We start from the raw sequence: 24121 nt of genomic DNA, 5'->3' as shown, positions 1-24121 counted from the left end.
AAAGTCATGCTCGGTATCGATGATGGCAGTCTAGTGGCACATGACCCACTTCGCAAACCGCCGAGTGATAACTAGAACACAGAAAAGCGAAAAGGTTTAAAAGGCGGGGTTAGAAAACGACGATTGGCAGGCATTGGGATATTCATTGTGGCGAGGGAGCTTGCTCCCGCTGGGTTGCGAAGCGACCCCAAATACGCAGGTACACCGCGTCGTCCGGTTTACGACTGCTTCGCAGCCGAACGGGAGCAAGCTCCCTCGCCACAGGAACAGAGGGAATCAACGGGCTTTCGGCGTCGCAACCTTGTCACGCAGGTAAACCGGCTGCGCCTCATCTGCCACGATCGCTTCACCCCGTGCCCAGGCAAATCGCGCCAGGGTCAGCAGGTCTTCGGCGTGAGGCAACATGCCTGCGTCCTGCCCCATCAGGCTGACGGCAATACGCTCGGCATACCCCCAACCGGTGCCCGCGCCAAACCACTCACCACTGGCATCGGCCGGCAGTGCCGCCACTTCCGGCGGCAACACGGCTTCGTTGCCGACCAGTCGCATTTCCCCCGCCGTTTCGCGGTAGCAACCCCAATACACTTCATCCATCCGCGCATCGATGGCCGCCGCGACCTGGCTCACACCGTGTTCGCGATACGCCCGTTGCGCCAGCACTGCCAGGTTCGACACCGGCAACACCGGACGATCCAGCGCGAACGCCAGGCCTTGCACCACGCCAATGGCAATCCGCACGCCGGTGAACGCGCCCGGCCCACGGCCGAAGGCAATCGCATCAACCGCTTGCAGGGTGGTCCCGGCATCGGCGAGCAATTGCTGGATCATCGGTAGAAGCTTCTGCGCATGCAGGCGCGGGATCACCTCGTAATGGCTCGTCACTTTGCCGTCATGCAGCAAGGCAACGGAGCAAGCTTCAGTCGCGGTGTCCAGGGCCAGCAAGGTGCTCATCGATGTTTCCGTAAGAGAGGTCAGAAAAAAGTGCGCCAGTATAAACAACTACGGCCCGCAAGCGGGCCGTAGAAGATAAAGCGTTTTTTCAGCGCAGTGCTTCAAGCACCTTGCCGGTGATCGCTTCAACCGAGCCGACACCTTCGATGTGACTGTACTTCGGTTTGCCCTGAGCAGCAGACAACTGCTGGTAGAACTTCACCAGTGGCTCGGTTTGAGCGTGGTAAACCGAGAGACGGTGACGCACGGTTTCTTCGGTATCGTCCTTGCGTTGCACAAGCTCTTCACCGGTGATGTCGTCTTTACCGGCGGTTTTCGGCGGGTTGTAGACGATGTGGTACACGCGACCGCTGGCCTCGTGAACGCGACGACCGGCGATACGCTGGACGATGTCTTCGTCCTTGACGTCGATTTCCACAACGTGGTCCAGCTCGACGCCGGCCTTCACCAGGGCTTCAGCCTGAGGAATGGTGCGCGGGAAACCGTCGAACAGGAAACCGTTGGCGCAATCCGCCTGGCTGATGCGTTCCTTGACCAGATTGATGATCAGGTCATCGGAAACCAGGCCACCGCTGTCCATCACGCTCTTGGCGATCAGGCCCAGCTCGGTGCCGGCCTTGACCGCGGCACGCAGCATGTCGCCGGTGGAGATTTGCGGGATGCCGAACTTTTCGGTGATGAACTTAGCCTGAGTACCTTTACCGGCCCCGGGAGCTCCCAGCAGAATGACGCGCATCGATGTGCTCCTCAATTTTTTATATAGATAACAACGGATTCGCCTCGTGGGGCCAATCTCAAAAACAGGGTCGTGACCGCCCAAACGGCCAAAGGCTGATCAAGATACACAGCAGGCCCGGACCACACAAGCCGCCGAAAGTCGGAGAAACCCGCGCCTCGCGTGCCCCTGCGACGGAGTACTCCAAGTCGCAACCCCATCATTAACTGTCGCCTGGCAGCACTTTCCAGCCCTGCACAAACCGGCACTCAACGCCCGCGCCGAGTGCCCGAACCCACGACAAAAACCTTAGCCGGTATTTCGCAAACCGGCGGCAATCCCCGCCACAGACACCAGCAACGCCTGTTCTACCGGGCTGCCCTGTGCCACTTCCTGCTGTCGCGAACGCGCCAGCAACTCGGCCTGCAATAGATGAAGGGGGTCGAGGTAGGTGTTGCGCAGGCGGATGAATTCGAGGGTGTCTGGGCTATGTGCCAGTAGCTGCGACTGACCGGTCAACCCCAGGACAACCGCACAGGCCTGCGACAATAGGTCGCGTAAATGTGCACCCAAAGGCAGCAGATCCGGCTCTACCAACCGCTCATCGTAGGAGCGGGCGATGTCGGCGTCGGCCTTGGCGAGGACCATTTCCAGCATGTCGATGCGCGTACGGAAGAACGGCCATTGCTCTCGCATCTGCCCCAGCAACGCCCCTTCGCCACGCTCCAGCGCCTTGCTCAGCGCGGCTTCCCAGCCAAGCCAGGCCGGCAGCATCAGGCGTGTCTGGGTCCAACCGAAGATCCACGGAATCGCCCGCAGGCTTTCGATCCCGCCGGCGCGACGCTTGGCCGGGCGGCTGCCCAACGGCAGGCGCCCCAATTCCTGCTCGGGGGTGGACTGGCGGAAATACTCGACGAATTGCGGATTTTCCCGCACCACGGCGCGGTAAGCGCTGACACCGTCTGCCGCCAATTCATCCATCAAGTGGCGCCAGGCAGGCTCCGGTGGCGGCGGCGGAAGCAAAGTCGCCTCCAGCACGGCCGCGAGGTACAGATTGAGGTTTTGCTCGGCGATGTCCGGCAGGCCGAATTTGAAACGAATCATTTCCCCTTGCTCGGTGGTGCGGAAACGCCCCGCCACCGACCCCGGCGGTTGCGACAGAATCGCCGCGTGTGCCGGGCCGCCGCCACGGCCTACGGTGCCACCGCGACCATGGAACAACAGCAACTCGACTTGCTGCTCGCGGCAAATATCGACCAGTCGTTCCTGCGCCCGGTACTGCGCCCAGGCCGCCGCCGTGGTGCCGGCGTCCTTGGCCGAGTCGGAGTAGCCGATCATCACTTCCTGAGGCCCTTGCAGGCGCGTGCGATAACCCGGCAGCAGCAACAGTTTTTCGATCACCGGGCCGGCGTTGTCCAGGTCGGCGAGGGTTTCGAACAGAGGCACCACGCGCATCGGTCGCAATACGCCAGACTCTTTGAGCAGCAACTGCACGGCGAGCACATCGGAAGCGGCGCCGGCCATGGAGATCACGTACGAACCGAGCGAAGCCTCCGGCGCGGCAGCGATTTCCCGGCACGTCGCCAGCACTTCAGCGGTGTCGGCGGAGGGTTTGAAGTACGCCGGCAACAGCGGCCGACGGTTGTTCAGCTCGCGCATCAGGAAGGCAATGCGTTCCTCTTCGTTCCAGTCTTCGTAGCGACCGAGGCCGAGGTAATCGGTGATTTCAGTCATCGCCGCCGAGTGCCGCGACGAGTCCTGCCGCACATCGAGACGCACCAGAAACAGGCCAAACGTCACTGCCCGGCGCAGGCAGTCAAGCAACGGCCCATCGGCGATCACGCCCATGCCGCACTCATGCAGCGACTGGTAGCAGAGCTCCAGCGGATCGAGCAGGTCACGATTGTTTTGCAACACATCGGCGGGCGCCGGCGTCGCCGTCGTCAAGGCGGCATGCGCCCAGTTACGGGTAGCGCGCAGGCGTTCACGCAACTGTTTAAGGACGGCGCGATACGGTTCGGCACTGTCGCCGGCCTTGGCTTTGAGCGCGTCGCTGGCCTGTTGCATCGACAGTTCGGCGGCCAGGTGATCGATATCGCGCACGTACAAATCAGCAGCCATCCAGCGCGCCAGCAGCAAGACTTCGCGCGTCACGGCAGCGGTCACGTTGGGGTTGCCGTCGCGATCGCCGCCCATCCACGAAGCAAAGCGAATCGGCGCGGCCTCCAGCGGCAAATGCAGGCCAGTGGCGTCATGCAGGGCTTTATCGGCCTTGCGCAAATAGTTCGGGATTGCCTGCCACAGCGAATGCTCGATCACCGCGAACCCCCACTTGGCCTCGTCCACAGGCGTTGGGCGGGTGCGGCGGATTTCTTCGGTGTGCCAGGCTTCAGCGATCAGGCGCTGGAGCTTTGCCTGGATCTGTTCGCGTTCGGCGGTGGTCAGGTCGCGATGGTCCTGTGCCGCGAGTTGCGCGGCGATGGCGTCGTATTTCTGGATCAGCGTACGGCGCGCCACTTCGGTCGGGTGGGCGGTCAGGACCAGCTCGATTTGCAGTCGTCCCAATTGCCGCGCCAGGGATTCGGCACCATGGCCTTCGGCAAGCAGGCGCGCGAGCAATTCGGGCAGCACACGCGCTTCGAACGGCGCGGGCTGCGATTCTTCGCGGCGATGAATCAACTGATACTGCTCGGCGATATTGGCGAGGTTGAGAAACTGGTTGAACGCCCGCGCCACCGGCAACAACTCGTCTTCGCTCAACTGGTTGAGGCTGGCGCTCAGCTCGGCATCCATCGAACCGCGACGGTCCGCCTTGGCGCCCTTGCGGATCTGCTCGATCTTGTCGAGAAAACCGTCCCCGTACTGCTCACGAATGGTATTGCCCAACAGCTCACCCAACAGGTGAACGTCCTCGCGCAAGCGTGCATCAATATCGGTCATCAGCCGTTCTCCAGCGAAAAATCCGGTGTGCTTCGTGCGTTAAAGAGTGCCGCCGTAAAGCACTTCTTACAAGCACACGACGAAGGGACTTTAAACCTTGGGCGCGCAAGCTAGTCTGAAGAGTAAGCCGTACAACGGCTTTCGCCGGCCATGGCCGGACATTCACCCTGCCTGCCACGAGCTGGCGCGCCATGAGGTTTTTATGAAAATCCGCGAGCTTGCCCATCATTGGGAAGAAAACGCCAAGGGTCGCCTGACCGACACCGGCTACTCGATTCATCTGGATGTGGAGGCCGCCGCACGGCTGGCGGCAATCATCGAGATGTACCCCAAACGGCATCCCGAAGAACTGCTCGGCGAACTGATCGGCGCTGCGCTGGAAGAGCTGGAAAAGAGCTTTCCATACGTGAAGGGCTCGACCATCGTGGCCACCGATGAAGAAGGCGATCCACTGTACGAAGACATCGGCCCAACCCCGCGTTTTCTCGCGTTGTCCCGTCGTCATTTGCATGATTTGTCTTCCGGCGAAGACAAGCAGAAGCACTGAATTCACCTCGGTAACTTGTGGGAGCGAGCCTGCTCGCGATAACGGTCTGGCATTCAACATTTCTATTGACTGACACTCCACTATCGCGAGCAGACTCGCTCCCACAGGGGTCGCAGTCCCCTTCAACAATTGCATGTTCCCGCACCTCGAAACAGCCGGGAATACCGCTGCACATCGCCAAAGTTCCCGATTTAGAGCCTTGTCCGTTCGGTCAAAGTTTTTTCCGGCGATAGGCCATCTTCTCTGAACTTTTAAAAATTGCCTCGGGTCGTAACCAGTAACCACGCCTGGGACGGCCGTTTCAAAAGGCTTCGAAATTTGATGGTTGCGGCTCCTTGCCCAGGATGGATTTTTAGTTGTTCAGGAGTTTTTCCAATGGAGTTGAAGACCATGAAAATCAGCACTGCCACGTCCTCGTTCACCCACCTGCGCGGTCTGAAAATGGCTGCCCTGGCGATCGGGACCAGCTTCGTTCTGGCCGGTTGCGCCGGTAACCCGCCGACCGAGCAATACGCCGTGACCCAATCGGCCGTGAACAGCGCCGTCAGCGCGGGCGGTACCGAGTTCGCCGCGGTTGAAATGAAGTCCGCCCAGGACAAGCTCAAACAAGCCGAAATCGCCATGCACGACAAAAAGTATGACGAAGCCCGCATGCTCGCCGAACAGGCCGAGTGGGACGCTCGTGTTGCCGAACGCAAAGCCCAGGCGATGAAAGCCGAACAAGCGGTGAAGGACTCTCAGAAAGGGGTTCAGGAACTGCGTCAGGAAAGCCAGCGCACCGTGCAATAAGCGCCGCTACGACGTACTTCTTTCTCGACTTAAAAGGACGAAACCAACATGCGCAATCAATTGATGATCCCTGCCCTGCTGGCCGCAAGCGTTGCACTGGCTGCCTGCTCGACGCCGCCTAACGCGAACCTTGAACAGGCCCGCACCAACTACAGCGGCCTGCAAGCCAACCCGCAGGCGAGCAAAGTCGCCGCGCTGGAAACCAAGGACGCCAGCGATTACCTGGACAAGGCCGACAAGGCTTATCTGGACAAGCAGGACGAGCATACGGTCGATCAACTGGCCTACCTGACCAATCAGCGGGTTGAAGTGGCGAAGCAGACCATCGCCCTGCGCACCGCTGAAGCCAACCTGAAGAACGCTTCTGCACAACGCGCCCAGGCTCGCCTGGATGCTCGCGATGCGCAGATCAAGCAATTGCAGGACAGCCTGAACGCCAAGCAGACCGATCGCGGTACGCTGGTGACCTTCGGCGATGTGCTGTTCGCCACCGATAAGGCCGATCTGAAATCCAGCGGCCTGGTGAATATCAACAAACTGGCGCAGTTCCTTCAGGAAAACCCGGACCGCAAGGCGATTGTCGAAGGCTACACCGACAGTACCGGCACGGCTTCGCATAACCAGTCGCTGTCCGAGCGTCGCGCCGGTTCCGTGCGCATGGCGCTGGTGAAGATGGGCGTAGATCCTGCGCGCATTGTTGCCCAGGGTTACGGCATGGAATACCCGGTTGCTGAAAACAGCAGCGTCTCGGGTCGTGCGATGAACCGTCGCGTGGAAGTGACCATTTCCAACGACAACCAGCCGGTGATCCCGCGTTCGGCAGTCAGCTCGAACTAGGCTGAACCTGCTGAAACGCAAAAGCCCCGCCTGATCTGATCAGGCGGGGCTTTTTTACGACTGTCATTTATGACAGTTGTCGAGTTCTCTATTCGCATTTAGTTTGGCTCACGTACTTTTTGAGTGCATAGGGAGCCGAATCATGCGTAAAACAGTGATGTTTTGTATAGCGTCAATCCTTGCAGGCTGCGTGCAGCACGATGGACGTCTGAATGATTTTGCGTATGACGATAGAGACGCCATACCCAACGACATTCCCTTGCCCAAGCCGGGCGTCAATCAGCGACCCGTTGTAGGGGTCAAAAAGGTTCTGGTCAGCGTGGTTAACTGGCAAGGTGAAACCATTCTGGATACGCCTCTAACCCTAAAAGATACCCTTTCTACAGACCCAAATTCATTACGCACCTACATCCTGGCTGCGTCAGGCGGAAAGTTGACCCTGGAAGGCCAGGTAATCTCCTATACCTCTGGTCCTCGGCCGGAAGAATGTCAAAGCGGGGGGCCGTCTTATCCGATGGCATTGTCCATTGCAGAAGGAGAGAAAGCTGCGAGGGCACATGGGCTTGATCCGAAAAATTTCGATTATCTGATCAATGTCATTTCTTGTAGGGGGATGGCAAGTGCTTATGTACCTGGGCGGTACATGGGTGTTTACGGTCAAGGTAGCCCACATTTGTTCAAACATGAGTTCGGACATAACCTGGGATATTCCCATGGGTACACGTACTCCCGATGCCCGACAGACGGCGACACTGTGACAGCCCCAGCCAACTGCACCAGGAATGGGTATGGCGACACGGGAGATACGGTTTCAGGTGGAGCAACACTCTACCCTGCGAACAACCGCTGGTATTCCGGCTGGCTGGATAACAAGCAAGTTGCCGTGATCGAACGTACCGGCCTCTATCGCCTGGGTGTACTGGGTCAGGAGGGTCCGCAGTTGTACCTCATCAATCGTCCGGGGTTGGCGCCAACACAACTGGCTTTTGAATACCGCAAACCGACGCCTTTCGACAACTTTCCACCTTCTGACAATCGAGTCAACGGCGTCTGGGTGAGGTACACCAATATGGGAACGGCTGTTTTGAACACACAACTGGACGCCACACCGGAAACAGCTTCCACAGCTGATCCGACACTGTTAGGAAACAGAATTTTGAAAGATGAGGAGGCAAAAATCTCTGTCGGGTTTTGTTCACGTTCTGATCAAGGAGCGATCTTTGCCGTTGCGGTGAACGGAGAGGCACTGCCTGGTTGCTTCACGGCTTTACCGCCGCCCAACATTCAAAAACCTGTAGCGGGAGCGCCAGCCGCTCAAAACCCCATCGTTTTTTCAGGCACGGGTTCTCCCGGCGCCTGGATGGTCATTGGCTATAGAAAGTCTGGGGAAAGCAAGTGGAACGTGATCAACACCGTTGCAGACGCCACGGGAGTCTGGAGTTCAACACTAGCGCAATTACCAGCCAGCAAGTACGAGGGGCGCGTACAGCAAGTCATGGGCCTCAACCCATCGCCGTACAACTACGTCGACTTTGAAGTCGCCCCCTAGGTTGTTTTGCTCGTACGGGTAAATCAATGAACCAACGGTCCCCTTCAATCACTGTTGACCGAAGGGGAGCCGTTATGCCGCTTTCTACGGCTCCAGCTTCTGTGGCGTTTCCTGCCCCATGCAGCGCACGGCTTTTCTCTTGCTGTTGACCAACACACCGGTCAGGCCTTTCTGCTCGGTGTCGAACATGACCAGCACGCCATCGATGCACTGAGCCACTTGCGCGGCCGGCTGCAGGGAGATCTTGTAGTCTTCGCCGGGCACGGTCTTGAGCATTGTGAATTCGCTCAGCAGCAGCGCGTCCTCGGGTTTGGCGAAGTGCAGGTAGCCGTACCACCACAGGGCACCCACGGTGCCGAGGATGCTGCAGATACCGGTGATGATCAGCGGGATGGCGTTACGTTCTTCACTCATTGCGGGCTCTCTGGTGGTTCATCTTCTGAATTCGGGGGTGCCGGGTAATTGGGGATTTCGCCCAGGCGGCGCAGACCGTTGAAATGCTGCGGGTCATCGAGGTATCGCAGCATGACTTTGCGCCAGACCGGGTCGGCGAACGTCTGCACATGCCCACCACGGGTCAGTTGCAGCACCCGCGGCGGCGGCGCAGCTTGATACAGACGGATGCCATTGGAAAGAGGCACGATCGGATCGTCGATGCTGTGGTAGATCAGTTTCGGCACGCCATTGAGCTGCTCCATGGAGTGGATCGCGCTGTCACCGTCCGGTACCAGCCACGACAGCGGCACCTGGAACGCCCAGGTCAGCCAGGAATTGCTGAGGGCGAACTGGCCGATGCTGCGATAACTGGCGGGCACGCCATCGAGGACAAAGGCCTTGAGTTGTTTCTGGCGTTCGGGATGCTGAACCAGGTAGTGCACGGCCATTGAGCCACCGAGGCTTTGCCCGAGCAGGATCAGCGGTTTGCCTTTGACCTCCGGCGCCTGGTCGAGCCATTTGAACGCGGCGTCGATGTCCTGATAGATCGCCGGCAAACTCGGTTCGCCTTCGGACAAACCGTAGCCGCGATAATCGATCAGCAGCACTTGATAGCCCTCTTCCGGCAACCACCAGCTGCCGCCCAGATGCATGGGCAGATTGCCGCCGTTGCCGTGCAGGTGCAGCACCGTGCCTTTGACCTCGACGCCTTTTTTCGCCGGCAGCCACCAGCCGTGCAGCTTGAGGCCATCAGCGGTGACCAGGGTCACGTCACGGTATTCGAGTTTGGCTTTTTCCGGGGTGAACAACTGGCCGGGTTCGGGGTAGAACAGCAAGGAGCTGCAACCGCCGAGGGTCAGGAGAAGGCAAAGGATGCCGAGGATTCTCATCCGTTGAAACTCCGCGAAAATTTGGGTGGAAATACACCTTTCCCCTGTGTGCGAGCCTGCTCGCGATAGCGGTGTATCAGGCAACATCAATGTTGAATGTCAGGCCGCTATCGCGAGCAGGCTCGCTCCCACAGTAGATTGCATTATCGTCACAAAATATTGGAGTAATCCGCTTCGATCCGGTCCAGGCTCAGGTGGTTCAAGAAGTTGGAGAAGCACATCCACGCCGACAACGCATTCATGTCGCGGAACTGTTCCGGCAGATATTTGGGCGGCACCACCAATCCTTCATCGACCAACTGGCGCAAGGTGCGCATGTCCTCCAGCGTGGTCTTGCCGCAAAACAGCAACGGCACTTGCTCAAGCTTGCCCTTGCGCACGGCCAACTGAATGTAGTTGTAAACCATGATAAAGCCCTTGAGGTAGGACAAGTCTTTGGTAAATGGCAGACCGTTCGGTACCGAACCACGGAAAACCCGACTGGCGTTGCCGTAGCTTTCCGCCATCTCAAAGCCCTGTTCGCGGAAGAACTCGAAGATCTGCAGGAAGTCTGCGCCCTCCTCCACCATGTGAATGGCGCGGGTGCGGTTGGTCAGTTTGCGCAGACGGCTCGGGTAGGAGGCGAAGGTGATGATTTCCATCAGGATCGCCAGGCCTTCCTGGGTCACGGTCGACGACGGAGGCCCCTTGGACAGGAAGGTGCAGATCGGTTGGTTCAGACCGTTGAGCGTAGTGCCGACATGCACCAGCCCTTCATGGACTTCGAGGGCGCGTACGTCGCGCTCGTTGAACATCGCGTCAGTGCGGATCTTGATGTAGTCGGCGCCGGCCGCCGCATCGGCAACAATCCCGTCGGACTCGAACACCCGAATGGTTTCCTCGGCCTCGCCAAACACTTTGCTCAGCCGGGTTTGCAGCAAATGCACGGCATCCTTGGCGGTTAGGATCTTCGGTTCATCCTTCAGATCGCCCCGGCCATCGATGTTGTTCAGGTAATCGGAGAGCATCAGGCCCAGGTCGGACAGGGTCGGGTCCCCCGCGTGAAACGCATCGGACGCCGCGCCGTACAACTCTTGGGAAATCAGGCCGAAGTCCTCGGTGCCGCGTGCTTCGAGCATGCGCACCACCATCCGGTATTCCTTGCACATGCGCCGCATGATCTGGCCGACCGGGTTGAACTGGCCGAGCTGGCGGGTGATGTCGCGCTCGATGTTCTGGAACTCCAGCTTCACTTTGCTGGAATCGAACGACAGCGGGCGATTGAGGTAGTAATCGCGGTCCACCGCCGGCATTTCCTTGCCCTTGCCCTTGAGGAAACCCTTGCGGATGCTTTCGTCCCACTTCACCGCATCCAGGACGCGAATCGGCGTCTGCGCCAGCACAATGCGATCGGACAACATGCGTATCGTCTGCTGGTAATCGTCCACCCGAAACTCCTGTAAGAAACCGTTATGTGCTGGGTTTATTTGGCTTTGGCCAGGCGCTGATAGCGCACGGCCTCGACGAAGACATCGGAGTTGGCCGGATCATCGAGGTAAGCGAAGACCTGATCCATGTCGGTGTTGATCAGCACGCCGTCGCCATCGTCCGTCTGAAAGCCCTCGCCGCTGAGAGCTTTCTGCCCCAGGGCCTGGTTGATCTGCTCGAGGTCGAGGTTGTAGACCACCAGTTCGTGCTTGTCGGTGAGTTCAAAACCGGCAATGGTGAAATGCCCGCCGAACTGCGCCGGCACTTTCGCCGACAGGTACCAGCGGCTGCCATGGCGCGAGACGGTGAAGGGATAGGCTTCGCGCTCCTTGGGTTTGGCCTTGAAGTAGCTGACCGCCTGATAGCGATTGTCGCCGATACGTGTCAGCTCCAGGTTCATCGGTTCGCCCCAGGCGTTGGTGCTGGTCCATTTGCCGAGTAATCCCTTGGGCGCAGGGTCGCTCGTGGGCAGTGGCTCCTTGAAAGTCACCAGGCAGCCACTGAGCAGCAGGAACGACAAGGCGATCACAACGACGCGCCAGGCTTTCATTCAACACTCCCTTTGAAACATACGCCGGCTTGATGTGGCCACCGAACCTGTGGAAGCGGGCACCACAATGGATCACACCGATGCCAATACCAAATGCATGTACCGCGTCAGGATGCCGAGCATTTCGGCTTCGGCGGCAGGCTCGGCTTCGTTGAGCAGCCCCTGATATTCCATCCGTCCGATAATCGCCGTCAACACTTTGGCATCTTGTTGGGGTTCACGGGAACCCAAAACCTGGAAAAGCTGACACGTGCCCTGCAGGAGAATTTGCTGGTGCGAGCGCACCAACTCCGCCAGGCGGGGGTTGAGCAACGCTTCCTGACGAAACGCTTGCTCGGCCATCAGGTGTTCGCGGCGGTTGATCAGTTGCCGATGGACATAGTCCGCCATCAACCGCGCAATATCATCCGCCAGTTGCGAGCGCGATTCGGCACTGCCGTCGCCGCTGACGACCATCTCGCGCAGAAGGCCTTCATTGTTGACCCACAACTTGGCCATGAACGCCGCGCTGCGCTCCACGTATTGGGCGAAGGTATCGGTGAGCAGGTCATCGATGTCCTTGAAATAGTAGGTGGTGGCCGACAATGGCACACCGGCTTCAGCGGCGACCGCACGGTGACGAACGGCCCGCACGCCATCGCGCACGACAATACGCATGGCGGCATCGAGAATGTCCTGTCGACGCTGCTCACTGCCCTGGCGGCTGGCCTTGCGGCCCTGGTACTGAACACTTTCAGCGACCGCAGTGGCGACACCCGCTGCACCTTCTTGAGCCATTGCGCGATTCACGGCAGGTATTCCTCTCTTACTTCAAAAGTAACCAATTGATACGTTTGTACCAGACAGGCAATAAAAAGCCGCCCATTTCAGGCGGCTTTTTAATTGAAACACTTACGCTTGCGGCCGCATGTGCGGGAACAGGATCACGTCGCGGATCGACGGGGAGTTGGTCAACAGCATCACCAGGCGGTCGATGCCGATCCCTTCACCCGCCGTTGGCGGCATGCCGTACTCCAACGCGCGAACGAAGTCAGCGTCGTAGTGCATGGCTTCGTCGTCGCCGGCGTCCTTGTCGGCCACCTGCGCCATGAAGCGCTCGGCCTGGTCTTCCGCGTCGTTCAACTCGGAGTAGGCGTTGGCGATTTCACGGCCGCCGATGAACAGCTCGAAACGGTCGGTGACGTTCGGGTTGTCATCGTTACGACGGGCCAGCGGCGACACTTCGAACGGGTACTGGGTAATGAAGTGCGGCTGCTCCAGCTTGTGCTCGACCAGCTCTTCGAAAATCATCACCTGCAGCTTGCCCAGGCCTTCGAAGCCCAGCACCTTGGCGCCGGCCTTCTTGGCGATGGCGCGGGCCTTTTCGATGTCGGTCAGGTCGTCAGCGGTCAGCTCAGGGTTGTACTTGAGGATCGAGTCGAACACCGACAGACGCACGAACGGTTCGCCGAAGTGGAACACCTTGTCGCCGTACGGCACGTCGGTGCTGCCCAGCACCAGCTGCGCCAGCTCGCGGAACAGTTCTTCGGTCAGGTCCATGTTGTCTTCGTAGTCGGCGTACGCCTGGTAGAACTCCAACATGGTGAATTCAGGGTTGTGACGGGTCGAAACGCCTTCGTTGCGGAAGTTGCGGTTGATCTCGAACACTTTCTCGAAACCGCCAACCACCAGGCGCTTGAGGTACAGCTCAGGCGCGATACGCAGGAACATTTCCATGTCCAGCGCGTTGTGGTGCGTCTCGAACGGCTTGGCGGCCGCGCCACCCGGGATGGTTTGCAGCATCGGCGTTTCGACTTCGAGGAAGTCGCGCTTCATCAGGAAGCTGCGGATGTGCGCAATCACTTGCGAACGCACGCGGAAGGTCTGGCGTACGTCATCGTTGACGATAAGGTCAACGTAACGCTGGCGGTAGCGCTGTTCGGTGTCGGACAGGCCATGGTGCTTGTCGGGCAACGGGCGCAGGGATTTGGTCAGCAGGCGCACGCTGGTCATTTCAACGTACAGGTCGCCCTTGCCGGAACGGGCCAGGGTGCCTTCGGCGGCAATGATGTCGCCCAGGTCCCAGGTTTTCACCGCCGCCAGGGTTTCTTCGGACAGGGTTTTACGGTTGACGTAAACCTGGATGCGACCGGACATGTCCTGGATCACCATGAACGAGCCACGGTTGAGCATGATGCGACCGGCAACCTTGACCGGGATTGCAGCCTCTGCGAGCTCTTCCTTGGTCTTGTCCGCGTACTGTTTCTGCAAGTCTTCGCAGTAGTTGTCGCGGCGGAAGTCGTTCGGGAAGGCATTGCCCTTGGCGCGCTCGGCGGCAAGCTTTTCCTTGCGCAGGGCGATCAGGGAGTTTTCTTCCTGTTGCAGGGCTTGCGGGTCGAGTTCTAGGTCGCTCATGTCTTTAAAAATTCCATCACAGGTTCGTTGCCCCCGCCGATGACGGGGGACTTGAGGTCTTGACTAGCGGTTACAGCCCTTGTTTCAGGCTCGCCACCAGGTATTCGTCGATGTCGCCGTCGAGCACCTTGTCGCAATCGCTGCGTTCGATGTTAGTGCGCAAATCCTTGATTCGCGACGCATCGAGAACGTAGGAGCGGATCTGGTGACCCCAGCCGATGTCCGACTTGGTCTCTTCCAGGGCTTGCGAGGCGGCATTGCGTTTCTGCACTTCCTGCTCGTACAAGCGCGCCCGCAACATTTTCATCGCGGTGTCTTTGTTGGCGTGCTGGGAGCGTTCGTTCTGGCAGCTGACCACGGTGTTGGTCGGTACGTGGGTAATCCGTACGGCCGAGTCGGTGGTGTTTACGTGCTGACCACCGGCACCGGAGGAGCGGTAGGTGTCGATGCGCAGGTCCGACGGGTTGATGTCGATTTCGATGTTGTCATCGATTTCCGGCGACACGAACACGGCCGAGAACGAGGTGTGACGGCGGTTGCCCGAGTCGTACGGGCTCTTGCGCACCAGACGGTGCACGCCGATTTCGGTACGCAGCCAGCCAAAGGCGTATTCGCCCTTGATGTGCACGGTGGCGCCCTTGATCCCGGCGACTTCACCGGCCGACAGTTCCATGATGGTCGCGTCGAAACCGCGTTTGTCAGCCCAGCGCAGGTACATGCGCAGCAGGATGTTGGCCCAGTCCTGGGCCTCGGTGCCGCCGGAGCCGGCCTGGATGTCCAGGTAGGCGTTGTTGGCGTCCATTTCACCGCTGAACATGCGACGGAATTCGAGTTTTTCCAGGGACTCGCGCAGACGCTCGACTTCGGCGGCGACGTCATCGACGGCGGCCTGGTCTTCTTCCTCTGCGGACATCAGCAGCAGGTCTTTGGCGTCGGCCAGGCCGGTGTGCATTTCGTCGAGGGTTTCGACGATCTGCGCCAGCAGGGACCGCTCGCGGCCCAGTTCCTGAGCGTACGACGGGTTGTTCCAGACAGACGGATCTTCAAGCTCGCGATTGACTTCAGTCAGACGCTCATGCTTTTGATCGTAGTCAAAGATACCCCCGAATAGTTTCGGAGCGCTCGGACAGGTCCTTGATACTGTTAAGGATCGGGTTGATTTCCATGGCGGGCAGCACTCGTTGGCGAACTTTTGAAAGCCGGCGAGTATAACGTAATCAGACTGTCTCGGCAGCCCGCCTGGCGGCTTTAGCGGCGATTGATTAAAGCGAACACCGAGCAACCTGTGGCGAGGGAGCTCGCTCCCGCTGGACTGCGCAACAGTCCCTTCGGTGAAAAAGGCCGCTGCGCGACCCGGCGGGAGCAAGCTCCCTCGCCACAGGGGGAATTTGCCAGGCGGAGATCCGGTCGCGGGTTACTCGATGCCGACCTGATTACGCCCATTGTTCTTCGCCAGGTACAGCCCCTTGTCCGCCGCCGAGATCAATTGCCGGCAATCGGCGCCCGGTTGTGGGGTCATGGTCGACAGGCCGATGCTGATGGTCAGGCTTGAGCCTTCGGTCGGTGAAATGTGCGGGATCTTCAGCGCGGCCACGGTCTGGCGCAGTTTCTCCGCGACCAGTCGCGCGCCCCCCGGCGTGGTGTTGGGCAGGACCAGCGCAAATTCTTCACCGCCATAACGGGCAGGCAAGTCCGAAGGCCGGGCGCTGGCGTCACGGATGGCTGTGGCGACCTTGCGCAAGGCTTCGTCGCCTTCGAGGTGGCCAAAGTTGTCGTTGTAGGACTTGAAGTAGTCCACATCGATCATCAGCAACGACAATTGGCTCTGATCACGCAACGAACGGCGCCACTCCAGCTCCAGGTACTCGTCGAAGTGACGACGGTTCGACAGCCCGGTCAGGCCGTCCGAGTTCATCAGGCGTTGCAGCACCAGGTTGGTGTCGAGCAATTGCTGCTGGCTGACCCGCAACGCGCGGTACGCCGCATCGCGTTGCAACAGGGTCATGTAGGAGCGCGAGTGATAGCGAATACGCGCCACCAGCTCGATGTTGTCCGGTAGTTTCACCAGATAATCATTGGCCCCGGCCGCGAATGCCGCGCTTTTGATCAGCGGGTCCTCCTTGGTCGACAGCACAATGATCGGAATATCCTTGGTGGCCGGGTGATTGCGGTATTCACGCACCAGGCTCAGGCCGTCGAGGCCGGGCATGACCAGATCCTGCAGGATCACGGTCGGCTTGATCCGGATTGCCTGGGCAATCGCCTGATGCGGATCGGCGCAGAAGTGGAAGTCGATGTTTTCTTCATTCGACAACCCGCGGCGAACCGCCTCGCCGATCATGGCCTGATCGTCCACCAACAACACCATCGCGGCGTTTTCGTCGGTTTTGAAGCCGTCGAGCTGTAAGTCAGTCATGTTCGGTCACCTGAGTACTACCTGGACCAGGATTGCTGCTAAGCGTAGTCATTTGGCGAAAATCTCCAGCAATCGTGGCGCTATCTTGTCCAGCGGGCGAATCTCCACAGCCGCGTCGATGGCCGCTGCCGCTTTCGGCATGCCATAGACTGCGCTGCTTTGTTGGTCCTGAGCGATGGTCAGGTAGCCCTGTTGACGCATGAGTTTAAGCCCCTGCGCGCCATCGCGCCCCATCCCGGTCAACAAAACACCCACGGCATCGCCGTTCCAGTAACTGGCCACGCTCTCGAAAAACACATCGATCGAGGGCCGATAGATCTCGTTGACCGGCTCGGCGGTGTACGCCAGCGTGCCGTTTTTCAGGAGGCGAATATGGTGGTTGGTGCCGGCCAGCAGCACGGTGCCCGGCTGCGGCGGCTCCCCCTCCTGGGCCAGGCGCACGTTAAGGCCGCTGGCACTGCTGAGCCATTCGGCCATGCCGGCGGCGAACACCTGGTCGACATGCTGGACCAGCACAATGGCCGCCGTAAAATCTCGCGGCAGGCCCTTTAGCAGCACTTCCAGCGCCGCAGGGCCGCCCGCGGACGAACCGATGGCGATCAATTTCTGTCGGGAGCCCGAGTGGCGCAACGGACTCGGCGCGGGTCGCACCTGATTACCCTTGCCGCCGATCAGCCAGCTGATGTTCAGGATCTTACGCAGTAGCGGCGCCGCGGCCTCCTGGGCATTGCCGGCACCGATCGCGGGCGTATCCACCACATCCAGCGCCCCATGCCCCATGGCCTCGAACACCCGATGCACGTTCTGCTGGCGGTCGACCGTGACAATCACAATGGCGCACGGCGTCTCCGCCATGATCCGTCGGGTCGCCTCGACGCCGTCCATCACCGGCATGATCAGGTCCATCAGGATCAGGTCCGGGGTGTTTTCCACGCAACGTTGCACCGCTTCGGCCCCATTGCCGGCGACCCAGATCACCTCGTGCGCTGGCTCAAACGCCAAGGCGCGGCGCAAAGCCTCTACCGCCATGGGCATGTCGTTGACGATTGCGATTTTCATGCCCGCGCTCCTCCGATGAGCTCAACCACTGCATCAAGCAGGGCGTCGTCATGAAAACTGGCTTTGGCTAGATAATAGTCGGCCCCGGCGTCCAGTCCACGACGACGGTCTTCTTCACGGTCCTTGTAAGACACCACCATAACCGGCAGCGATTGCAATCGATTGTCCCGGCGCAATAAAGACACCAGTTCGATGCCATCCATGCGCGGCATGTCGATATCGGTAATCAGCAGATCGAAATCCTCCGAACGCAGGGCGTTCCAGCCATCCATGCCATCCACCGCCACGGCCACGTCGTAGCCGCGATTGACCAACAATTTGCGCTGCAACTCGCGAACGGTCAGCGAATCGTCGACCACCAGCACCCGTTTGCGCGCCGCTTCGGGCGCCTGATTACTATGGCGGGCAATACGTTCCAGGCGACCGGTATTGAGCAGTTTATCCACGGACCGCAGCATGTCTTCGACGTCGACAATCAGCACCACCGAACCGTCGTCGAGCAAGGCGCCGGCAGAAATGTCCTGCACCTTGCCCAGACGTTCGTCCAGCGGCAAAACCACCAGCGTGCGCTCGCCGATGAACCGCTCGACCGCGACGCCGTAGATCGCATCGCGCTCGCGGATTACCACGACCTTGAGCGTTTGGTGACTGTTCTGATTTGCCGGGCGCTGGAGCAATTGGCTTGCGGCGACCAATCCGACGTGCCGGCCTTCGTACCAGAAGTGCTGACGGCCTTCGACCTGCACGATGTCCGCCGGCTCCAGATCGCACATGCGCTCGATGTGAGCCAGCGGAAACGCATACGCCTCGTCGCCGACTTCCACCACCAGACTGCGCACCACCGACAGCGTCAGCGGCACTTCGAGGTGGAAACGGCTGCCCTCGCCCGCCGCCTGCTCCAGCACCACCGCGCCGCGCAGCTGACGAACCATGTGCTGAACCGCGTCCAGCCCGACGCCGCGTCCAGACACTTCGGTGACCTTGTCCCGCAGGCTGAAACCCGGCAGGAACAGAAACGTCAGCAGTTCCTCTTCGCTCAACTGCGCGGCGGTTTCCGGCGGAGACAACTGACGTTCGATGATGCTGCGGCGGACCTTTTCCAGATCGACGCCGTTGCCGTCATCGCTCAATTCCAGTACCAGCAGACCGGCCTGATGGGACGCGCGCAGGCGGATCAAACCTTCTTCAGGTTTGCCGGCCAGCAACCGTTGCCCCGGGGATTCAATGCCGTGATCGACGGCATTGCGCAGCAGGTGCGTCAGCGGCGCTTCGAGTTTTTCCAGAACGTCGCGGTCGACCTGGGTTTTCTCGCCCTCGATCTCCAGACGTACCTGTTTGCCAAGGCTGCGACCCAGGTCACGGACCATGCGCACCTGGCCGGTCAGCACATCGGCAAACGGCCGCATGCGACAGGCCAGCGCCGTGTCGTACAACACCTGCGCCCGTTGACTGGCCTGCCAGGCGAACTCATCCAGTTCGGCGTTTTTTTCCACCAGCAATTGCTGGGATTCCGCCAGCAACCGCCGAGCATCTTCGAGGGCTTCCCGGGCCTCCAGGCTCAAGGCCTGCTCCTTGAGGTGGACGTTGAGGTTTTCCAGTGCCCGCAGGCCGTTGTTCTGCAGGCGTTTCAAACGCTGCATGGTGGCCAGGTGCGGTTTGAGCCGCAGGGTTTCCACCAGGGATTTACTCGACAGGTCGAGCAGGCTGTTCAAGCGTTCGGCCGTGACCCGCAAGACACGCTCGCCGTTTTCGGTGGTGCGCTTGGTGTTACGCGGTGCGACGGGTTCGGCTGGCACCTCCGGCGCTTCGGGCGCGGCGATGACTGGCTCGATTTCTGGAGTCAACCGTTCGAGGGATGGGACTTCCGGACCGGTCATGAATGGCGCAATCGGCGTGCTGATCGGCGCGGCAAGTGCCAGCGGATCCAGCAGACGCCCCATCAAGCCCACATAACTATCGATGTCCGCCGGCGTTGGCCCGTTGTTCGGCGTAGCGATGCGCATCAGCAAATCGGTGCCCTGCAGCAAGGCATCTATGTGCTCGGGGCGCAGATACAATCGGCCTTCCTGGGCACTGACCAGGCAATCTTCCATCACATGGGCAACGCTGACCCCGGCATCGACCCCGACGATCCGCGCCGCGCCCTTGAGCGAGTGGGCCGCACGCATGCACGACTCGAGGTGCACGGCCTGGGTCGGATCGCGTTCAAGCGCCAGCAGACCCGCGCTCAACACCTGGGTCTGGGCTTCGGCTTCCAGGCTGAACAGTTCCAGCAACGAGGCGTCGCGCATTTGCTCGGGGGTCATGTGAGGCTCCGGGTCACGGCGGACAGCAGCTGTTCTTCATCCAGCCAGCGCAGGCTGCGACCTTTGAATTGCAACACGCCACGGGTGTATTTGGCGCTCGCCTGGCTACCGGAGAGGGACGCCGCGTCGAGGGTGCGTTCGTCGATGGCATGGATGCCGTCGACTTCGTCCACCGGCACCACCACCGGTCCCCCGTGGGCGGCAATGATCAACATGCGCGGCATCACGCGCGCGCCTGAAGCCACGCTGCTGGTGGCGTCCAGCCCCAGCAGTTCCACCAGCGAGAGGCACGCCACCAGCGCGCCGCGCACGTTCGCCACGCCAAGCAAGGCCCGGGAGCGCTGGTGCGGCAGGGAATGGATGGCTTGCAGCGGCGCCACTTCCACCAGGCTGCGGGTGGCCAGGCCCAGCCATTCTTCACCGAGGCGGAACATCAACAGCGAGCGGGTTTTCACATCGCTTTCGACCGCGACCGAGACTTGCCCGCAGTCATCCTGCTGCAACGCGTAGCGGTCAAGCAAACGCGTGGCGGCGGCCGAATACACCGCGCAGTTGCGGCAGTGAATATGGTCGATCAGCAGCGGGCAGGACTTGTCGCCGTGGATACCGATGCGGTTCCAGCAATCGTCGATGGCCTGGGCATCTTCATGGGTGAGGCTAAAGGTGTCGGCGGTCATCGTTTGCGCTCACTGTCTACGCGCTCGCTGCGGGCGGCGCGGTCCTGCAATCGTCGGGCGCCCGCCGTGTCGCCCTGGGATTGCAGCAAGGCCGCCAGGTGCATCAACGCGTCGGGATGTTGCGGTTCGAGGTACAACGCTTTGCGATAGAAACCCTGGGCTTCGAAAGCACTGCCGGCAACATCGCTGAGCAGGCCGAGCCAGTAAAACACCTGGGCCACCGGTTCATGGCTGCGCAAATAGCGTTCGCACGCGGCGCGAGCTTCGGCGCTTTTGCCTTCGTTGGCCAGTGCGGCGATGTTGGCCAGCAACGTGGCGGCGTCCGGGTTGACGGCTTTCACCACCGACGGCAGCGGCGTCACGGTTGCAAAAGGCCGGCTGCGAACGGGCGGCGGCGTCACGCTGCGCACCGGCTGACGCGCCGGCAGCCGTGTCGGCACAAAGGCTGGAACAGGTTCAGGCGCCGGGGCGCTCTGGCGACTGAACGCGAAAGACTGCGCAATGCCAATCGAGCGCATGCCAAAGCGCCCCAGCAAACTGCCCTCGGCCGGGCCGATAAACAGCACACCATCGACATGGGTCAGACGCTTGAGCACTTCGAAGACTTGTTGTTGAGTCGGCTGATCGAAATAGATCAGCAGGTTGCGGCAGAACACGAAGTCATACGGTGGTTCGTTGGCCAGCAACGCCGGATCCAGCAGATTGCCGACCTGCAAACGCACCTGTTCCAGGACTCGCTCGCTGAGGCGATAGCCATCGTCCGCAACGCTGAAATGCCGTTCGCGGAAAGCAAGGTCCTGGCCACGAAACGAGTTCTTGCCGTACAGCGCGCGCCTGGCTTTTTCCACCGACAGCGGGCTGACGTCCATGCCTTCGACTTTGAACTGGTATGGCTTGAATCCGGCATCCAGTAACGCCATGGCAATGGAATAGGGTTCTTCGCCAGTGGAACACGGCAGGCTGAGGATTCGCAGCGCACGCATGTGGTTGATGTCGGTCAGGCGTTTGGTCGCCAGTTTCGCCAGGGTGGCAAAGGATTCCGGGTAACGGAAAAACCAGGTTTCGGGAACGATCACCGCTTCGATCAGCGCTTGCTGCTCATCCAGCGAGCTCTGCAAGGTGTGCCAATACTCATCGGCCGTCTGCGACCGCGATGCAGTGCTGCGCTGGCGCACGGCACGCTCGATGATCGCCGGGCCCACCGAGGTTACGTCGAGGCCGATGCGTTCCTTGAGAAAATCGAAAAACCGCTGGTCGCTGCTCATGGCCGCTCCTCAAACAACGCCGGATCCAGTGGCGGTGACGGAAACAGCAGTGCGCGAACCTGTTCATCCAGCAGGTCAGCGACACGCACCCATTGCAGCAAACCTTGCGCATCTTCGCGAACAGGTCCGAGGTAAGGCGCCTGGCGATTGTCGAGGCCATAAGGCTGGAAATCCGCCGGGTTGCAGCGCAGCGTGTCGGTCGCCTGTTCCAGGATCAGCCCGAGCAACTGCGCGTCAACGGTTTCGTCCGGGCGGTAATTGACCAGCACCAGGCGCGTGCTGGTGCGGGCCTGAGCCGGCAAACCGAACGTCAGCGCACTGAGGTCGATGACCGGCACCACCGCGCCGCGATAGGCGAACACTCCGGCGACCCAGTCCGGTGCGCGGGGAATCGGCTTCAACGGCAGACGCGGCAGCACTTCCGCCACCTCGATCGCTTGCAGGGCATAGCGTTCGCTGCCGATGCGAAACAGCAGAAACAACGCCTGCATCGCCGGCTTCACGGCGGTGCGTTTGGCCGTGAGTTCGCTCATCAGACTTTGAATCGCGAAACGCCGCTACGCAGCCCGACGGCCACCTGGCTCAGTTCGTCGATGGCAAAACTGGCCTGGCGCAGGGACTCGACGGTCTGGCTGCTGGCATCGCCCAACTGCACCAGCGCGTGGTTGATCTGTTCGGCACCGGTGGCCTGGGCCTGCATGCCTTCGTTGACCATCAACACCCGCGGCGCCAGCGCCTGAACCTGATGGATGATCTGCGACAGCTGTTCGCCGACCTGCTGCACCTCGGACATGCCGCGGCGCACTTCTTCGGAAAACTTGTCCATGCCCATGACCCCCGCCGATACCGCCGACTGGATCTCGCGCACCATCTGCTCGATGTCATAAGTGGCCACGGCGGTCTGGTCCGCCAGACGCCGCACTTCGGTGGCGACCACGGCAAACCCGCGGCCGTATTCACCGGCCTTCTCGGCTTCAATGGCCGCGTTCAAGGAAAGAAGGTTGGTCTGGTCGGCGACCTTGACGATGGTCACCACCACCTGATTGATGTTGCCGGCCTTTTCGTTGAGGATCGCCAGTTTGGCGTTGACCAGATCGGCTGCGCCCATCACCGAATGCATGGTTTCTTCCATCCGCGCCAGGCCCTGCTGTCCGGAACCGGCAGCCACCGAGGCCTGATCGGCAGCGGTGGACACTTCGGTCATGGTGCGTACCAGATCCCGCGAGGTGGCGGCGATTTCACGGGATGTCGCGCCGATTTCCGTGGTGGTGGCGGCGGTTTCCGTAGCGGTGGCTTGTTGTTGCTTGGAGGTGGCGGCGATCTCGGTGACCGACGTGGTGACCTGCACCGACGAGCGTTGAGCCTGGGACACCAGCGACGTCAGCTCGGTCATCATGTCGTTGAAGCCGGTTTCCACGGCGCCGAATTCGTCCTTGCGCTCCAGGTTCAAGCGGCTGCTGAGGTCGCCGGTGCGCATGATTTCGAGGATCTGCACGATGCGGTTCATCGGCGCCATGATCGCGCGCATCAGCAACAGACCGCAGAGGCCGGCGGCCAATATCGCCACCAGCAGGGAGATGCCCATGATGACTTTCGCGGTGATCACGGCATCATCGATGTTCGCAACATCAACATCTGCCACTGCTTTGTTTTCGCGAATGATGTCGTTGAGCTTCATGCGACCTGCGGTCCAGGCCGGGGTCAGCTGCTCGTTGAACATCTTGATGGCTTCGACCTCCTGATTACGCTTGTGCAGGTCGTGCACTGCGGCCAGGACTTTGTGGTAGTTCTCATGGAGCTTTTCGAAGACGGCGTACTCGACCTTGTCTTCATCGGTCGTCACGGTTTCCTGATATCGGGCCATCTGCTCCTGCAGGTGCGCTTGATAGGTTTTGGATTTTTCGGCCTCTTCAGCGCTAAAACCCTGCCCTTCTTTCAAGCCGAGCATTTCCTGGGTTTGCAGGTAAGTGTCTACCCAGGCGCTACGCACCATTGAGCTGTAATACAAACCGGGCAACGCGTCGTCGCGAACGCTGGCTTCGCTCGCTTCAATCTTCAGCAACCGCGAATACGAGACGACGACCATCAGCAGCATGATGGCGATAATCACCGCAAAGCTCGCCAAAATGCGTTGGCGCAACGTCCAGTTCTTCACAGTCAGTCCTCGGGGCCATTTCAAATGCCGGGGAGTATAGCCGAGGGCGGTGTTTCATTTATAAGACGGATGCGTGGCGCTTCTCATCTCGAGGAAAAACGTTGGCGGTGGCTTTGAATGAAGTGACGCGCCTGGTGACGCCATCGCGGGCTAGGTCTGGGCGGCATTCCGACGATGGC

21 protein-coding genes are annotated in these 24121 nt (G+C 60.3%); 4 read left to right on the top strand and 17 right to left on the bottom strand.

Annotated elements, in window-relative coordinates; all coding sequences use genetic code 11:
• Positions 1-276 precede the first annotated feature (276 nt).
• The 3 genes from tsaB to ppc all read right to left on the bottom strand — a co-directional run bounded on the left by tsaB (position 277) and on the right by ppc (position 4606).
• Positions 277-951 (bottom strand): tRNA (adenosine(37)-N6)-threonylcarbamoyltransferase complex dimerization subunit type 1 TsaB, encoded by a 675-nt coding sequence (tsaB, locus tag B723_RS11180; protein WP_017336673.1) that lies wholly within the window; start codon positions 949-951, stop codon positions 277-279.
• Between the two features lie 88 nt (positions 952-1039).
• On the bottom strand, positions 1040-1687 hold the full coding sequence (gene adk, locus B723_RS11175; RefSeq protein WP_017336672.1) for an adenylate kinase: 648 nt from the start codon (positions 1685-1687) through the stop codon (positions 1040-1042).
• A 288-nt stretch (positions 1688-1975) separates the two neighbouring features.
• Entirely contained in the window at positions 1976-4606 is a 2631-nt protein-coding gene (ppc, locus tag B723_RS11170) for a phosphoenolpyruvate carboxylase (protein ID WP_017336671.1), read from the bottom strand.
• Positions 4607-4808: 202 nt separating this feature from the next.
• Between ppc and B723_RS11165 the strand changes: the two genes are divergently transcribed.
• The 4 genes from B723_RS11165 to B723_RS11150 all read left to right on the top strand — a co-directional run bounded on the left by B723_RS11165 (position 4809) and on the right by B723_RS11150 (position 8328).
• Positions 4809-5153: a hypothetical protein gene (locus B723_RS11165; RefSeq protein ID WP_008024664.1), complete on the top strand. Its 345-nt coding sequence runs from the start codon at positions 4809-4811 to the stop codon at positions 5151-5153.
• A gap of 375 nt (positions 5154-5528) precedes the next feature.
• Positions 5529-5942, top strand: a complete 414-nt coding sequence (locus tag B723_RS11160) for a DUF4398 domain-containing protein (protein ID WP_017336670.1) — start codon at positions 5529-5531, stop codon at positions 5940-5942.
• A 48-nt stretch (positions 5943-5990) separates the two neighbouring features.
• Positions 5991-6779, top strand: coding sequence for an OmpA family protein (locus B723_RS11155; RefSeq protein ID WP_017336669.1), 789 nt, complete (start codon positions 5991-5993; stop codon positions 6777-6779).
• 142 nt (positions 6780-6921) lie between these two features.
• A complete protein-coding gene (locus B723_RS11150; protein ID WP_017336668.1) occupies positions 6922-8328 on the top strand; it encodes a hypothetical protein in 1407 nt (468 codons plus the stop codon).
• 84 nt (positions 8329-8412) lie between these two features.
• Here B723_RS11150 and B723_RS11145 read toward each other — a convergent pair whose 3' ends face one another.
• The 14 genes from B723_RS11145 to B723_RS11080 form a co-directional block, all read right to left on the bottom strand.
• Complete coding sequence (locus tag B723_RS11145) at positions 8413-8742, bottom strand: hypothetical protein (protein WP_017336667.1); 330 nt, start codon at positions 8740-8742, stop codon at positions 8413-8415.
• On the bottom strand, positions 8739-9653 hold the full coding sequence (locus B723_RS11140) for an alpha/beta hydrolase (protein ID WP_017336666.1): 915 nt from the start codon (positions 9651-9653) through the stop codon (positions 8739-8741). The genes B723_RS11145 and B723_RS11140 overlap by 4 nt, the downstream gene beginning before the upstream one ends.
• A gap of 149 nt (positions 9654-9802) precedes the next feature.
• The gene (locus B723_RS11135; protein ID WP_193393018.1) at positions 9803-11053 is read right to left on the bottom strand and encodes a flavohemoglobin expression-modulating QEGLA motif protein; all 1251 of its coding nucleotides are present in this window, start codon (positions 11051-11053) and stop codon (positions 9803-9805) included.
• 62 nt (positions 11054-11115) lie between these two features.
• Positions 11116-11670, bottom strand: a complete 555-nt coding sequence (locus tag B723_RS11130; RefSeq protein WP_017336664.1) for a hypothetical protein — start codon at positions 11668-11670, stop codon at positions 11116-11118.
• A 72-nt stretch (positions 11671-11742) separates the two neighbouring features.
• Positions 11743-12459, bottom strand: a complete 717-nt coding sequence (locus B723_RS11125; protein WP_031318424.1) for a TetR/AcrR family transcriptional regulator — start codon at positions 12457-12459, stop codon at positions 11743-11745.
• A gap of 102 nt (positions 12460-12561) precedes the next feature.
• Entirely contained in the window at positions 12562-14064 is a 1503-nt protein-coding gene (gene lysS / locus B723_RS11120; protein WP_017336662.1) for a lysine--tRNA ligase, read from the bottom strand.
• Between the two features lie 70 nt (positions 14065-14134).
• A protein-coding gene (gene prfB / locus B723_RS11115) for a peptide chain release factor 2 (RefSeq protein ID WP_139272976.1) occupies positions 14135-15230 on the bottom strand; the annotation gives its coding sequence in 2 pieces (ribosomal slippage) (positions 14135-15157 and positions 15159-15230; 1095 coding nt in all).
• A 248-nt stretch (positions 15231-15478) separates the two neighbouring features.
• Complete coding sequence (locus B723_RS11110; protein ID WP_017336659.1) at positions 15479-16480, bottom strand: response regulator; 1002 nt, start codon at positions 16478-16480, stop codon at positions 15479-15481.
• A 48-nt stretch (positions 16481-16528) separates the two neighbouring features.
• Complete coding sequence (locus tag B723_RS11105; RefSeq protein ID WP_017336658.1) at positions 16529-17539, bottom strand: chemotaxis response regulator protein-glutamate methylesterase; 1011 nt, start codon at positions 17537-17539, stop codon at positions 16529-16531.
• Complete coding sequence (locus tag B723_RS11100; protein ID WP_017336657.1) at positions 17536-19845, bottom strand: hybrid sensor histidine kinase/response regulator; 2310 nt, start codon at positions 19843-19845, stop codon at positions 17536-17538. The genes B723_RS11105 and B723_RS11100 overlap by 4 nt, the downstream gene beginning before the upstream one ends.
• Positions 19842-20522 (bottom strand): chemotaxis protein CheW, encoded by a 681-nt coding sequence (locus B723_RS11095; protein WP_017336656.1) that lies wholly within the window; start codon positions 20520-20522, stop codon positions 19842-19844. Before B723_RS11095 ends, B723_RS11100 begins: the two co-directional genes overlap by 4 nt.
• Positions 20519-21787, bottom strand: coding sequence for a CheR family methyltransferase (locus B723_RS11090; protein ID WP_017336655.1), 1269 nt, complete (start codon positions 21785-21787; stop codon positions 20519-20521). The genes B723_RS11095 and B723_RS11090 overlap by 4 nt, the downstream gene beginning before the upstream one ends.
• Entirely contained in the window at positions 21784-22320 is a 537-nt protein-coding gene (locus tag B723_RS11085; protein ID WP_017336654.1) for a chemotaxis protein CheW, read from the bottom strand. The genes B723_RS11090 and B723_RS11085 overlap by 4 nt, the downstream gene beginning before the upstream one ends.
• A complete protein-coding gene (locus B723_RS11080) occupies positions 22320-23942 on the bottom strand; it encodes a methyl-accepting chemotaxis protein (RefSeq protein ID WP_017336653.1) in 1623 nt (540 codons plus the stop codon). The genes B723_RS11085 and B723_RS11080 overlap by 1 nt, the downstream gene beginning before the upstream one ends.
• Positions 23943-24121 lie beyond the last annotated feature (179 nt).

The sequence above is a fragment of the Pseudomonas fluorescens NCIMB 11764 genome, assembly GCF_000293885.2.
GTDB classification, from domain to species: Bacteria; Pseudomonadota; Gammaproteobacteria; order Pseudomonadales; family Pseudomonadaceae; genus Aquipseudomonas; species Aquipseudomonas fluorescens_B.
Note: the sequence above shows the minus strand (reverse complement) of the source record. Positions and strands in the feature narration are given on the sequence as shown.

Coding starts and splice junctions, on each gene's coding strand:
- tsaB (WP_017336673.1), bottom strand. CDS start 951: ATGAGCACCTTGCTGGCCCTGGACACCGCGACTGAAGCTTGCTCCGTT.
- adk (WP_017336672.1), bottom strand. CDS start 1,687: ATGCGCGTCATTCTGCTGGGAGCTCCCGGGGCCGGTAAAGGTACTCAG.
- ppc (WP_017336671.1), bottom strand. CDS start 4,606: ATGACCGATATTGATGCACGCTTGCGCGAGGACGTTCACCTGTTGGGT.
- B723_RS11165 (WP_008024664.1), top strand. CDS start 4,809: ATGAAAATCCGCGAGCTTGCCCATCATTGGGAAGAAAACGCCAAGGGT.
- B723_RS11160 (WP_017336670.1), top strand. CDS start 5,529: ATGGAGTTGAAGACCATGAAAATCAGCACTGCCACGTCCTCGTTCACC.
- B723_RS11155 (WP_017336669.1), top strand. CDS start 5,991: ATGCGCAATCAATTGATGATCCCTGCCCTGCTGGCCGCAAGCGTTGCA.
- B723_RS11150 (WP_017336668.1), top strand. CDS start 6,922: ATGCGTAAAACAGTGATGTTTTGTATAGCGTCAATCCTTGCAGGCTGC.
- B723_RS11145 (WP_017336667.1), bottom strand. CDS start 8,742: ATGAGTGAAGAACGTAACGCCATCCCGCTGATCATCACCGGTATCTGC.
- B723_RS11140 (WP_017336666.1), bottom strand. CDS start 9,653: ATGAGAATCCTCGGCATCCTTTGCCTTCTCCTGACCCTCGGCGGTTGC.
- B723_RS11135 (WP_193393018.1), bottom strand. CDS start 11,053: ATGTTGTCCGATCGCATTGTGCTGGCGCAGACGCCGATTCGCGTCCTG.
- B723_RS11130 (WP_017336664.1), bottom strand. CDS start 11,670: ATGAAAGCCTGGCGCGTCGTTGTGATCGCCTTGTCGTTCCTGCTGCTC.
- lysS (WP_017336662.1), bottom strand. CDS start 14,064: ATGAGCGACCTAGAACTCGACCCGCAAGCCCTGCAACAGGAAGAAAAC.
- B723_RS11110 (WP_017336659.1), bottom strand. CDS start 16,480: ATGACTGACTTACAGCTCGACGGCTTCAAAACCGACGAAAACGCCGCG.
- B723_RS11105 (WP_017336658.1), bottom strand. CDS start 17,539: ATGAAAATCGCAATCGTCAACGACATGCCCATGGCGGTAGAGGCTTTG.
- B723_RS11100 (WP_017336657.1), bottom strand. CDS start 19,845: ATGACCCCCGAGCAAATGCGCGACGCCTCGTTGCTGGAACTGTTCAGC.
- B723_RS11095 (WP_017336656.1), bottom strand. CDS start 20,522: ATGACCGCCGACACCTTTAGCCTCACCCATGAAGATGCCCAGGCCATC.
- B723_RS11090 (WP_017336655.1), bottom strand. CDS start 21,787: ATGAGCAGCGACCAGCGGTTTTTCGATTTTCTCAAGGAACGCATCGGC.
- B723_RS11085 (WP_017336654.1), bottom strand. CDS start 22,320: ATGAGCGAACTCACGGCCAAACGCACCGCCGTGAAGCCGGCGATGCAG.